14 protein-coding genes and 1 other RNA gene are annotated in these 12,326 nt (G+C 65.0%); 9 read left to right on the top strand and 6 right to left on the bottom strand.

Translation table 11 applies throughout. The annotated features are described in order from the left end of the window. Positions 1-33: 33 nt before the first annotated feature. Positions 34-1,167: a PilT/PilU family type 4a pilus ATPase gene (locus ACZZ0O_RS01850; RefSeq protein WP_115562920.1), complete on the top strand. Its 1,134-nt coding sequence runs from the start codon at positions 34-36 to the stop codon at positions 1,165-1,167. Between the two features lie 310 nt (positions 1,168-1,477). Here the strand turns inward: ACZZ0O_RS01850 and maiA are convergent, their stop codons facing one another. Together maiA and ACZZ0O_RS01860 are read right to left on the bottom strand one after the other, a co-directional pair. Beyond that, on the bottom strand, positions 1,478-2,140 hold the full coding sequence (gene maiA / locus ACZZ0O_RS01855; protein ID WP_463592063.1) for a maleylacetoacetate isomerase: 663 nt from the start codon (positions 2,138-2,140) through the stop codon (positions 1,478-1,480). A 43-nt stretch (positions 2,141-2,183) separates the two neighbouring features. Continuing rightward, entirely contained in the window at positions 2,184-3,173 is a 990-nt protein-coding gene (locus ACZZ0O_RS01860; RefSeq protein WP_463592064.1) for a fumarylacetoacetate hydrolase family protein, read from the bottom strand. On the opposite strand from ACZZ0O_RS01860, the gene ACZZ0O_RS01865 reads away from it, so the two are divergent. From ACZZ0O_RS01865 to ACZZ0O_RS01880, 4 genes are all read left to right on the top strand, one after another. Next, positions 3,172-3,561: a hypothetical protein gene (locus ACZZ0O_RS01865; RefSeq protein WP_153066583.1), complete on the top strand. Its 390-nt coding sequence runs from the start codon at positions 3,172-3,174 to the stop codon at positions 3,559-3,561. The genes ACZZ0O_RS01860 and ACZZ0O_RS01865 overlap by 2 nt on opposite strands. Continuing rightward, positions 3,551-4,936, top strand: coding sequence for a DEAD/DEAH box helicase (locus ACZZ0O_RS01870; protein ID WP_055848080.1), 1,386 nt, complete (start codon positions 3,551-3,553; stop codon positions 4,934-4,936). Before ACZZ0O_RS01865 ends, ACZZ0O_RS01870 begins: the two co-directional genes overlap by 11 nt. 169 nt (positions 4,937-5,105) lie before the next feature. Further along, entirely contained in the window at positions 5,106-5,459 is a 354-nt protein-coding gene (gene queD, locus ACZZ0O_RS01875; protein WP_055850251.1) for a 6-carboxytetrahydropterin synthase QueD, read from the top strand. Between the two features lie 191 nt (positions 5,460-5,650). Next, positions 5,651-5,986 (top strand): phasin family protein, encoded by a 336-nt coding sequence (locus ACZZ0O_RS01880; protein ID WP_463592065.1) that lies wholly within the window; start codon positions 5,651-5,653, stop codon positions 5,984-5,986. Between the two features lie 165 nt (positions 5,987-6,151). Here the strand turns inward: ACZZ0O_RS01880 and bioD are convergent, their stop codons facing one another. Further along, entirely contained in the window at positions 6,152-6,826 is a 675-nt protein-coding gene (bioD, locus tag ACZZ0O_RS01885) for a dethiobiotin synthase (protein ID WP_463592066.1), read from the bottom strand. Between the two features lie 117 nt (positions 6,827-6,943). Between bioD and ACZZ0O_RS01890 the strand changes: the two genes are divergently transcribed. Beyond that, positions 6,944-7,426, top strand: coding sequence for a GAF domain-containing protein (locus ACZZ0O_RS01890; protein ID WP_323516681.1), 483 nt, complete (start codon positions 6,944-6,946; stop codon positions 7,424-7,426). Next, positions 7,423-7,815: a TfoX/Sxy family protein gene (locus ACZZ0O_RS01895; protein ID WP_323516682.1), complete on the top strand. Its 393-nt coding sequence runs from the start codon at positions 7,423-7,425 to the stop codon at positions 7,813-7,815. The genes ACZZ0O_RS01890 and ACZZ0O_RS01895 overlap by 4 nt, the downstream gene beginning before the upstream one ends. Before the next feature lie 332 nt (positions 7,816-8,147). Here ACZZ0O_RS01895 and gph read toward each other — a convergent pair whose 3' ends face one another. From gph to dinB, 3 genes are all read right to left on the bottom strand, one after another. Continuing rightward, positions 8,148-8,798 (bottom strand): phosphoglycolate phosphatase, encoded by a 651-nt coding sequence (gene gph, locus ACZZ0O_RS01900; protein ID WP_311238796.1) that lies wholly within the window; start codon positions 8,796-8,798, stop codon positions 8,148-8,150. A gap of 130 nt (positions 8,799-8,928) precedes the next feature. Continuing rightward, a non-coding RNA gene (locus ACZZ0O_RS01905) (sX9 sRNA) lies at positions 8,929-9,004 on the bottom strand. 93 nt (positions 9,005-9,097) lie between these two features. After that, positions 9,098-10,177 carry a DNA polymerase IV gene (dinB, locus tag ACZZ0O_RS01910; protein ID WP_463592533.1) on the bottom strand — a complete coding sequence of 360 codons (1,080 nt, stop codon included), beginning with the start codon at positions 10,175-10,177 and terminating at the stop codon, positions 9,098-9,100. Positions 10,178-10,517: 340 nt separating this feature from the next. Between dinB and fabA the strand changes: the two genes are divergently transcribed. Together fabA and fabB are read left to right on the top strand one after the other, a co-directional pair. Further along, positions 10,518-11,033, top strand: a complete 516-nt coding sequence (fabA, locus tag ACZZ0O_RS01915; RefSeq protein ID WP_039421849.1) for a 3-hydroxyacyl-[acyl-carrier-protein] dehydratase FabA — start codon at positions 10,518-10,520, stop codon at positions 11,031-11,033. Further along, on the top strand, positions 11,033-12,241 hold the full coding sequence (gene fabB, locus ACZZ0O_RS01920) for a beta-ketoacyl-ACP synthase I (RefSeq protein ID WP_115528947.1): 1,209 nt from the start codon (positions 11,033-11,035) through the stop codon (positions 12,239-12,241). Before fabA ends, fabB begins: the two co-directional genes overlap by 1 nt. Positions 12,242-12,326 lie beyond the last annotated feature (85 nt).

Genomic DNA, 12,326 nt, shown 5'->3' on the forward strand with positions numbered 1-12,326 from the left:
GAGACGCTGCTGTTTGTTGGGGAACCATTGCGCATGGATATCGGCTACTTCCTGAAGCTGATGACCGAAAAGAATGCCTCGGACATGTTCTTGACCACCGGCGCGCCGGTGTACATCAAGATCGAAGGCAAGCTCTACCCGCTCGGCAACACGGGGTTGCCGCCGGGGATGGTCAAGAAAATCGCTTACTCATTGATGGACGAAGGCCAGGTGCCGCAGTTCGAGCGCGAGCTCGAGCTCAATATGGCCATCGCCCTGTCCGATGCCGGCCGCTTCCGCGTGAACGTGTTCAAGCAGCGTGGCGAGGTGGGCATGGTGATCCGCGCCATCCGCAGCCGGATCCCGAGCATCGAAGAGCTCAACCTGCCGCAGGTGCTCAAGGACGTCATCATGACCCCGCGCGGGCTGGTGCTAGTGGTCGGCTCGACCGGCTCCGGCAAGTCGACCTCGCTGGCGTCGATGATCGACCACCGCAACAGCACCACCACCGGGCACATCCTTACCATCGAGGACCCGATCGAATATCTGCACAAGCACAAGATGTCGATCGTGAACCAGCGCGAGGTGGGCCTGGACACGCACGCCTTCCAGAGCGCGCTGAAGAATGCGATGCGCGAAGCGCCGGACGTGATCCTGATCGGCGAAATCCTGGATGCCGAGACCATGGAGGCGGCCATCGCGTTCGCCGAAACCGGTCATCTGTGCCTGGCGACGTTGCACTCGAACAACGCCGACCAGACCATCGAGCGCATCCTCAATTTCTTCCCGGAAAGCGCGCACAAGAACGTGCTGATGAATCTGGCGCTGAATCTGCGCGCGGTGGTCTCGCAGCGTCTGGTCAAGGGCGTGGATGGACGCCGCCGCCCCGCCACCGAGGTGTTGCTCAATACCCCGATGATCCGCGACCTGCTGCGTCGCGGCCAGGTGCACGAGGTCAAGGCGGCGATGGAAGAGTCGTTGGAAGAAGGCATGCAAACCTTCGATCAATGCCTGTTCCGCATGGTCAAGACCGGCGAGATCGAGCAGGAAGAAGCGCTACGTGCAGCCGATTCGCGCGATGGCCTGGCGCTGAAGTTCCGCCTGTCCGAAGGCGGCTCCGGCGAACACGACCCGTACGCGGATTACGAGGCAGCGTCGGCGCCGAAGATCAGTCACGGGTTTATTTGATTGGGAATGCGGCAGCGCCGTCATCCGGCGCTGCGCGCCACCTTCTCACGCGTGCGGGAGAAGGACATGGGCACCGGACACGCGCGTTGCGGCGCGCTGTGACTGATCTGTTTCTGTTGCGGCCCGCTGCGACTGATTTGTTTCCGTTGCGGCCCGGAGCTGGGGTTTGGCGCCGATCACGCCTGTCGTTCAAGCCCTCGCCTTACTAAGCACCGCTTCAATACTAGGCACCGCTTCAACGCGCCGCACGTCCCCTGCCTGTGAGGGACGGTGGCCGAAGGACTGATGCCGCCCGGACATCTCGCTACACTCACACCGCCGCGTCGGGCTGGGCCTCTGGCCGGGCAGCGTTGAATTGCGGGAGTGCCAGGCACTGTCGTTCGATCCGTTGCAAGGTGGGATACGGTGTCAGATCGACCTCGAACCGACGCGCGTTGTAGAGCTGCGGGATCAGCACGCAATCGGCCAGGCCCGGCGTCTCGCCATGGCAGAACGTGCCGGTGCGCGGGTCTTGCGCAAGTTGCGCTTCCAGCGCGCTGAAACCGCACTGCATCCAGTGCTGCGTCCACTGCTGGCGTTGCGCCGCATCCAGCGCAACGCTGCGCTCCAGGTAGTGGGTGACGCGCAGATTGTTGAGCGGATGCACATCGCAGGCGATGACCTGCGCCAGCGCGCGCACGCGGGCGCGGTCGGCTGGGGCGGCTGGCAACAGCTGCGTACTGTCCGCAAAGGCCTCTTCCAGATACTCCAGAATCGCCAGCGACTGCGGAATCACCACCGCGCCGTGGCGCAGCGTCGGCACCAGCTCCTGCGGATTGAGTTGCGCGTAGGCGGCGGCATGCTGCTCGCCGCCGTCGCGCACCAGATGCACCGGGTGCGTGACATAGGCCAGCGACTTCAGGTGCAGCCCGATGCGCACGCGATACGCCGCGCTCGAACGCCAGTACGAAAACAGCTCCAGCGCCGCGCTCATGCGCGACCGCCAGTGACCGCGCCCGCCGGCAGGACGCTGCGCGTCATGGCGATGGCTGCCGTTCGACGCGCTGCTCGATCGCGCCGAAGATGCTGGCGCCGCTGGCATCGAACATCTCGATCCGCACCACATCGCCGAACGCCATGAACGGCGTGCTCGGCTTGCCATCGCGCAAGGTCTCGACCACGCGCTGTTCGGCAAAACACGACGCGCCCAGCGTGGTGTCCTGATTGGCGATGGTGCCGGACCCGACAATCGTGCCGGCCGACAACGGACGGGTCTTGGCGGCGTGGGCGATCAGCTGGGCGAAATCGAACTGCATGTCGTTGCCCGCTTCCGGCGCACCGAACCAGGCACCGTTGACGTGGGTCACCAGCGGCAGATGGACCTTGCTGTCGCGCCACGCATCGCCCAGCTCGTCGGGGGTGACGAACACCGGCGACAACGCCGAGCGCGGCTTGGACTGCACAAACCCAAAGCCCTTGGCGAGCTCGGCCGGAATTAGATTGCGCAGCGAGACATCGTTGACCAGGCCGATCAGCTGGATATGCGCGGCCGCCTGTTCGGGCGAGGCGCCCATCGGCACGTCGTCGGTGATGACCACGATTTCGGCCTCCAGATCGATGCCGTGGTCTTCGCTGATCACCTTGATGGCATCGCGCGGGCCGTAGAAGCCGGCACTGGTGGCCTGGTACATCAGCGGATCGGTGTAGAAGCTCTCCGGTACGTCGGCATTGCGCGCGCGACGCACCCGCTCCACATGCGGCAGGTAGGCGCTGCCATCGACGAATTCGTAAGCGCGCGGGAGCGGCGCAGCAAGCGCCTGCAGATCCAGATCGAAGACGCCATCGGCGCTGCCGTCGTCGAGCGAGGCAGACAAGGCGTTCAGCCGTGGCGCGACGTTGCTCCAGTCTTCCAGCGCGCGCTGCAGCGTCGGCGCGATGCCGGTGGCATGCACGGCCTTGCTCAGGTCGCGTGAGACCACGATCAGGCTGCCATCGCGGCCGCCTTCCTTCAGGGAACCTAGCTTCATGACGATCCTGTTGCTGTGGCTGATCGGCCGATTGTACGACCTGTTGCAACAGTGGTTGCACCTGAAACAACTGACCCGTAGCCCAACCGCAGACGCGGTCTTTTGTGCAGCGCGCCAAACGCGCGTACACTTGTCTGGTCTGCATGCGGCCGTCCGTTTCCCTTTGGGACCGCCGGCGAGGCCAGGATCGATCGATCCGCTCGCCCGCCCCACCCGACGCCTTTCGTGGTGCCGACAAACCCATCGCTTCTTGATCGGGTTGTTCCACCATCTCGCAGCGCGGTTCACGGGAACGCTCCGAGCCTCACTTTTTGCATCTGCAATGCGTTTGCGCTCCGGGCCTGGCCTGGTGGCGACGCTTTACTTGGAGCTTCCTGATGTCTTTTGAATCCCTGGGCCTTGCGCCCTTCCTGCTGCGCGCGTTGGCCGAGCAGGGCTATGAAACCCCCACTGCGATCCAGCAGCAGGCGATCCCGTTGGTGCTGGCCGGTCACGACCTGCTGGCAGGCGCACAGACCGGTACCGGCAAGACTGCCGCATTCGGCCTGCCGCTGCTGCAGCACCTGGGCACCACCCCGCAGCCGGTCAATGGCCCGCGCAAGCCGCGCGCGCTGATCCTGACCCCGACCCGCGAGCTGGCCACCCAGGTGCACGACAGCCTGCGCGGCTATAGCAAGTACCTGCGCATTCCCAGCGCGGTGATCTACGGCGGCGTAGGCATGGGCAACCAGCTCGACACCCTGCGTCGTGGCGTGGACCTGCTGATTGCCTGCCCGGGCCGTCTGATCGACCATATCGAGCGTCGCAGCGTGGATCTGTCCGGCATCGAAGTACTGATCCTGGACGAAGCCGACCGCATGCTCGACATGGGCTTTTTGCCGTCGATCAAGCGCATCCTGACCAAGCTGCCGCGCCAGGACCGTCAGACCCTGCTGTTCTCGGCGACGTTCGAAGAGAACATCAAGCAGCTGGCGCTGGAGTTCATGCGCAACCCGATGCAGATCCAGGTCACCCCGAGCAACACCGTGGCCGAGAGCATCACCCACCGCGTGCACCCGGTCGATGGCGCGCGCAAGCGCGATCTGCTGCTGCACCTGTTGGCGCAGGACAGCCGCGAGCAGACCCTGGTCTTCGCGCGCACCAAGCATGGCAGCGACAAGCTGGCGCTGTTCCTGGAAAAGTCCGGCATCAAGACCGCGGCGATCCATGGCAACAAGAGCCAGGGCCAGCGCATGCGTGCCCTGAGCGACTTCAAGGCCGGCCGCGTGACCGTGCTGGTGGCCACCGATATCGCCGCGCGCGGTATCGATATCGACCAGCTGCCGAAGGTCATCAACTACGACCTGCCGATGGTGGCCGAGGACTACGTGCACCGTATCGGCCGTACCGGCCGTAACGGCTCCACCGGCGAGGCGATTTCGCTGGTGGCGCAGGACGAAGCCAAGCTGCTGCGTCAGATCGTGCGCATGCTGGGCCGCGACGTGGAAATCCGCGACGTGCCGGGCTACGAGCCGCAGACCCCGATCCGTTGGGGAAACAGCGCCCCGGGCCGTGCCGAACAGCCGGGTGGCGATCGCGCACCGCGCAAGAGCCACGCGCGTCGTCCGCATGGCGATGCACCGCGTCAGGCGCATGCACATGCCGGCCCGAAGAAGCCGGGTGGTCAGCGCAGCGCCGGGCCGCGTCAGGCCAATGCGGGCGCAGGTGCCGGCCGGCGCGACAGCCGTGGCGGCGCTGGCCGTCCGGCCAACCGCGGCGCCTGATAGGCAGCGTCTGCTGAGCACAAGGGCCGCCATGCGGCCCTTGTTGTATCAGGCTCGCGTTGTATCCAGGCCTGCTTTGTATCGGGCCCGGCCGGTCCGGACCCTTGCGTGATCCGGCACCACGCCGGCACCTGCCCTTCCCTTTCGTTACTGCTTGCCGATCACCGTCATGGATATCTTCAAAGTCTTTACGCTCGAAGCCGCGCATCGGCTTCCCAATGTGCCGCCCGGCCACAAGTGCGCCCGGCTGCATGGCCATTCGTTCCGGGTCGAGCTGCACGTCAGCGGCGAACCGGGTGCCGACACCGGCTGGATCATGGATTTCGGCGATATCAAGGCGGCCTTCCAGCCGATCTACGACCGCCTGGACCACCACTACCTCAATGACATCGAGGGGCTGGAGAACCCGACCAGCGAACGGCTGGCGATCTGGATCTGGCAGCAGCTCAAGCCGGCCTTGCCGCAGTTGAGCGAAATCGTGGTGCACGAAACCTGCACGTCCGGCTGCCGCTATCGCGGTTGACCGCATGCGCACTGTTTGACCCGAAGCCGCCTGATGGGCGGTTTCGTCGTTTTTGACGATCATCTAACCGATTGAATTGCAAAGCTTTCCAACGAAGTTTGGGAAAACTTCAGGGAACGTGTTGCATCGCAACAATATCCGCGTATGCTGCAACGCAACAAACGGTCACGGCTTTCCCGAAGGGGTTCGCAATGTCGGCGCAGTTCGAAAACAGCTTTACCAGTCAGTTCGCCTCTGCCGCAGCACGTGCCAATCAGTTGGCATTGGACACGCTGGAGCAGAACGTCACCGCCACCACCAGTTTCTTGGGTGAGTTTGCGCAGGCACGTGACCTGGGTGCCTACCAGACGTTCTGGCCGAAGGGTCTGCAACTGGCCCGCGACAACCTGGAACGTTTGGCCTCGGCCAATCAGGAAGTGGTCGGGATGGGTTTGAAGATGTCCAGCGAGCTTGGGCAGTTTGCCAAGCAGCAGTTCGACACCGGCAGCGAGCAGGCCGGCGCAGCAGGCAAGACACGGCGCACCTAACCGCCACCAAAAATTCAGCGTCTTTGCATGGGTCCCTCCCCCCATGCAATCCGGCCCGACAGATCCCTCCCTCTGTCGGGCTTTTTTATTGTGCGTTTGCCGGCCATCTGTCGCCGCGGCTTGCGCGCGGCGAGTGGTACTGGCGCGCTTGCCGCCTGGGCGCTACTAGATCGGTAGCCGCAGCTCCTGCGCCTGGCTGGCGGCATCGGCGCCCGGGCGCCAACGGATCCGCCCCCAGCACGGCATCGCCAGCCGCTGGTGCAGCATCTGGATGTTCTCTTCGACGCGCTCCATCTGCGGGTCGATTTCGTTGGCGATCCAGCCGATGCATTCCAGCCCGTCGGCGGCGATGGCGGCGGCGGTCAGGCGCGCGTGGTTGATGCAGCCCAGCCGCACGCCGACCACCAGCACCACCGGCAGTTGCAGCTCGCGCACCAGATCGGCCTGGTCCAGATCGGCGCTGAGCGGCGCGGCCCAACCGCCGACACCTTCGACCACCACCACCTCGGCCTGGCGGCGCAATTGCGCAAACGCCTGTGCGATTGGGTCCAGCGACAGGGTCACGCCGACATCGGCGGCGGCCAGCTCCGGTGCCAGCGATGCGGGCAAGGCGTAGGGGTTGAGGGTGGCGTAGTCCGGTTGCGGGTCGCTGGCCGCCTGCAGTGCCAGCGCGTCTTCATTGCGCCAGCCATCCGGCGTCTGTTCGCAGCCACTGGCGACCGGCTTCATTCCCACCGCGGTGTGTCCGCGCGCGCGCAACGCATGCAGCAATGCCGTGCTGCCCATGGTCTTGCCGATGCCGGTGTCGGTGCCGGTGACGTACAACGCAGGGTGCTGCATGCATTCGTTCCTGCGGCCGGGCCGCCATTGCCGAGAGGGCGCGCAGCATAGCGTGCGGATCCGAACGCGCGGCTGAGTCGCAATGCCGCTGCGGATGGCCGCTGCTAAACTTCGGCCATGTTCGCCACCTCGTCGCTGACCGGCAGCAAGCCGGAACAATATGCCCAGCTCACCGCCCAGGCCAAAGCCCTGGTGCACGGCGAGCCGGATCGGATCGCCAACGCCGCCAATCTGGCCGCACTGATCTTCAATTCGCTGTCGTCGCTCAACTGGGCCGGCTTCTATTTCTATGATGGCCGCGAACTGGTGGTGGGGCCGTTCCAGGGCTTGCCGGCCTGCGTGCGTATTCCGCTGGACAAGGGCGTGTGCGGTGCGGCCGCCAGCACCCGACAGAGCCAGCGCATTGCCGACGTGGACGCGTTTCCCGGGCACATCGCCTGCGATTCGGCATCGCGCTCCGAGCTGGTGATTCCATTGGTCAAGGGCGATACGTTGATCGGCGTACTGGATCTGGACAGCCCGGAGCTGGATCGCTTCGACGCCGACGATCAGCAGGGTCTGGAAGCCATCGCGCAAATTTTCGTCGGTGCGTTGACGTGACCACCGAACGGCTGCGCAATATCGGCCCGAAAAGTGCGGCGTGGCTGCGCCAGGTCGGTCTGCGTACGCAGGAGGATCTGCAGGCAGTGGGCGCGGTGGGCGCCTTCGTCAAAGTCCGCCGCGCCGGTTTCAAGCCCAGCCTCAATCTGCTGTATTCGCTGGAAGGTGCGTTGACCGATTGCCATTGGCAGGACGTGCCGGAAGCGCGTCGGCATGCCTTGCTGGCCGAATACGAAGCGGCCAGTGCGCTGTTGCCGGTGCGCGGTCGCGCGGTCGCCGGCCCGGTGGAAACCGTGCACTACGCGCGGGCGGACAACGACGATACGCACGGCGACATGCTCGAAGGACACGATGACGCTGCGGACCTGAGCCAGACGCGCGAGGATTGAGCCCACACAGTGGGTGGAGCGCCGTTGCGGCGCCTGGTATCGGCGCAGTGCGGCAGTGCCTGTCACGATGGCTACGAGCGTTGCGCGCAGCGCTTGGTCACAACGTCAGCGGCACGCCACGCAAAAACCCCGCTGCGAACTCCAGCTAGCGCACCCACTCCGCTGTCGACCGCGTTGTCGCGTCGCGCCATACACCAGACGCAGCTAGCAGCAGCTACGAAGCGATCGTCGGTTGGATGCGGACGCTAGGCTCAGAACCGCAGGTAAGGAAACAGGACGCGCTGCACCGATCACGTCCGCCTGGCTACCGCGCGGTCGTTTTGTCGGTCGATCTAGGTCAATGCCAGCAGCTCGCGCATGTCATCCATGATCGCCACCGCACCGGAGCTCTGCACATCGAAGCCGCGCAGATAGCCGTAGCGCACCATCGCCAAGGGCATTGCCGCTGCGTTTGCGGCCGCTGCATCGGTGGCCGAATCGCCAACCATCAGGCACTGCTGCGGTGCATGCTGGAATTGCCTGGCCAGGTGCAGCAGCGGCGCGGCATCGGGTTTGCGCTGCGGTAGCGAATCGCCACCGAGCACGCTGCTGAACTGCGCCGCGATGCCCAGATGCTCCAGCAGCGGCGCGATAAACCGCGACGGCTTGTTGGTGCATAACGCCAGCGTGGCACCGGCCTCGCGCAGGCCGGCCAACGCCTCGCCGACACCGGGATACAGCTGCGGGTTATGCAGCAGGCTGGCTTCGTAGTGACGCATCATCACCGGCATCGCGGTATCGGCATCGTGCGTGCCGCCGGCTTCGCGCAAGGCAGTGGCAAGCAGCACGTGCACGCCTTCGCCGATCCAGCCGCGAATCGTTGCCTCGCTGAACTGCTGCAACCCAAGTTCGTGCAAGGTGGCATTGAGCGCTTCGGCGATATTGGGTGCGCTGTCCACCAGCGTGCCGTCCAGGTCGAAGATCACCAGCGGATACGGAAACATGCACAACGCCTCGTTGGGGAGCGGACTGCAGTGTACGAGCGGCTGGATTCAGACCGTGTCAGCGTGCGCGATGCAGATGCGTGATGCAGATGCGTGATGCAGTCATCGCTGCATGCAGCGGGCTGAGAGCGGCTAACACAACGTCGCGAACAGTTGTCAGGTGGCTGTGGACGGCGCGCTCAGACCCGGAGTGTTCGCGTGGTAATGCCACACCGAGCATCAGCTGCGCCCGCCTGGCGGTGAGCACAGCCGTTTTGGTAGCTGCTCTACCACACGGCATCGCAGGCACGACGTCGCACTCACTGCGCCGGCGACATCTCGCCGAACAACTCTCCCTGCACCGCGCCTTCCTCGGCATCGCTGAAACCGCTCAACCCCACACCGACCAGGCGATAGCGTGTGTCGTCGGGCAGCTCCACGCGCTTGGTCAGCGCCAGCGCAATGTCCGCCAATGCCTCGAGCGAGTTGGGTGGCTGATCTGGCGTGTAAGAGCGGGTCAGGATGCGAAAGCTTGAGGTCTTCAGTTTCAGTACCACCGTGCGCCCGATCCGCTCGGTGCGCCGCGTGGCGAGCCAGGTTTTTTCGGCCAGGCGCAGGATGTGCGGGTCCAGTGCATCGAGCGCCAGGTCCTCGCTGAAGGTGTCTTCCGAGGACACCGACTGTACTTCCTGGTCTGGCTCCACCGGGCGGTCGTCGATGCCGCGCGCGCGGCGATACAGGCTGTGTCCGAAGCTGCCGAAATGGGCTTGCAATTCTTCCAGTGGGCGCAGTCGCAGATCGGCCACGGTGACGATGCCCAACGCCGCCAGCTTGCCGTCCATCACCTTGCCCACGCCTGGGATGCGATTGACCTTGAGCGGCAGCAGGAACGCATCCACGCGACTGGGTGCGATGACGAACTGACCATCGGGCTTGCGCCAGTCCGAAGCGATCTTGGCCAGGAATTTGTTCGGCGCGATGCCGGCCGATGCGGTGAGCCGGGTTTCGTCGCGGATCTGGGTGCGGATCAGTTGCGCGATTTCGGTGGCCAGCTGCATGCCGGTCTTGGCGTGCGTGACATCCAGATAGGCTTCGTCCAGCGACAACGGTTCGACCAGATCGGTATGCCGATAAAAGATCTCGCGCACCTGCCGCGACACCGCCTTGTAACGCGCAAAATCCGGCGGCACGAACACCGCATCCGGACAGAGCCGCTCGGCGCGCAGCGCCGGCATCGCCGAGCGGATACCGAAGGTGCGTGCCTCGTAGGAGGCCGCGCAGACCACCGAGCGCGCGCCGCGCCAGGCCACCACCACCGGCTTGCCGCGCAGGCTGGGATCGTCACGTTGCTCCACGGACGCGTAGAACGCATCCATGTCCACGTGCACGATCTTGCGCATCAAGCTGGTGTCTCTTAACAGGGCTGTGGCCATGATAGAGCAGCCGCGTCTCACGCCTTGATCCAGTACTCACGGCAAAGCGGCACGAAACGGGCGCGACCGTCGCCGGTTCTCGCCTTCGCCATCGCGCTGGACCGACATGGCGGCGTCCCGATGTCGCTGTTGCCGACGGCTGGATTGCGTGTGCCGGGTCGAGGTGGCGACATACCCCATTGCGTGCCGCAGCGCGCAATCGGCTGAAAACAGCACGCATGCGTACGGATAAAACGTTTGATTGAACCGCGCCGGCTCATGCACCCTTGCCGGCTTCGCCATTCGCTCCTTGCAGGAAACGTTTGTCATGACTCGTCAAAGTGCGTATTCGCGCGACCAATTGCTGGCCAGCGCGCGCGGGGAATTGTTCGGACCCGACAGCGGCCGGCTGCCGAACGACCCGATGCTGATGTTCGACCGCATCACCGAGATCAGCGACACCGGCGGCGCGCACGGCAAGGGCGTGATTCGCGCCGAGCTGGATGTGCGCCCCGACCTGTGGTTTTTCGGTTGCCATTTCATCGGCGACCCGGTGATGCCCGGTTGCCTGGGGCTGGATGCGATGTGGCAGCTGACCGGCTTCTTCCTGACCTGGATCGGCGCTGCAGGCCGCGGCCGCGCGCTCGGTTGCGGGGAGGTCAAGTTCACCGGCCAGGTGCTGCCCAGCGCCAAGCTGGTGAGCTACGAGATCGATGTGAGCCGCGTGATCAACCGCAAGCTGGTGATGGCGCAGACCGATGCGCGCATGCTGGTGGACGGGCGCGAAATCTATACCGCCAAGGATCTGCGCGTGGGCATGTTCACTTCGACGGAGAACTTCTGATGCGTCGTGTCGTCGTCACCGGAATGGGCATCAATTCGTGTCTGGGCAATGACCTGGACACCGTCTCCACCGCATTGCGCGAAAGCCGCTCCGGCATCACCGCCCTGCCTGACCATGCCGAGGCCGGTCTGCGCAGCCAGGTGGGCGGTGCGGTCACGCTGGATCTGGAAGCACTGATCGACCGCAAGCTCAAACGCTTCATGGGCGACGCCTCTGCGTACGCCTATCTGGCCATGCGCGATGCGATTGCCGATGCGGGCCTGAGTGCCGAACAGGTCAGCGATGTGCGCACCGGCGTAATCGCCGGTTCCGGTGGTGGGTCCAGCCAATGGCAGGTGGAAACCGCCGACCTGCTGCGTAACCGCGGCGTGCGCAAGGTCGGCCCGTACATGGTGCCGCGTACGATGTGCTCGGCGGTGTCGGCCTCGCTGGCGACCGCGTTCAAGATTCGTGGCCTGAGCTATTCGCTGTCGGCCGCCTGCGCGACCTCGGCGCATTGCATCGGCGCGGCAGCCGATTTGATCCGGCATGGCGCGCAGGATGTGATGTTCGCCGGCGGCGGCGAAGAACTGCACTGGACCATGAGCGTGATGTTCGATGCGATGGGCGCACTGTCCACCGGCTTCAACGATCGCCCGGCAGTGGCCTCGCGTCCGTACGATGCGCAGCGCGACGGTTTTGTCATCGGCAGCGGCGGCGGCATGCTGGTGCTGGAAGACTACGACCACGCCGTTGCACGCGGCGCACGCATCCATGCCGAACTGCTCGGCTATGGCGTGACCTCCGATGGCGCGGACATGGTGGCGCCCAGCGGCGAAGGCGCGGTGCGCTGCATGCACATGGCCATGCAGGGGCTGGATCGCCCGATCGATTACCTCAACACGCACGGCACCTCGACACCGCTGGGCGATGTCACCGAGCTGGGCGCGGTGCGCGCGGTGTTCGGCGACAACGTGCCGCCGCTGTCGTCGACCAAGGCGCTGTCCGGTCATTCGCTGGGCGCAGCCAGCGTGCACGAGGCGATCTACAGCCTGCTGATGTTGCGCGATGGCTTCATGGCCGGCTCGGCGCATATCGACGAACTCGACCCGCGCGCCGAAGGCTTCCCGATCCTGCGGCAGACACAGGAAGCGACCTTGAACACGGTGATGTCCAACAGCTTCGGCTTTGGCGGGACCAACGGCACACTGGTGTTCGGGCGGGTGTGATGGCTGCATGCAAACGCGCGTTAGCGCGTTGTGCTGCCACGCGGGTACGGAGAGTCGATCCGTGTCCGCGCCGTGCAAGGGCTTG

It is taken from the genome of Xanthomonas sp. AC360 (genome assembly GCF_979258225.1).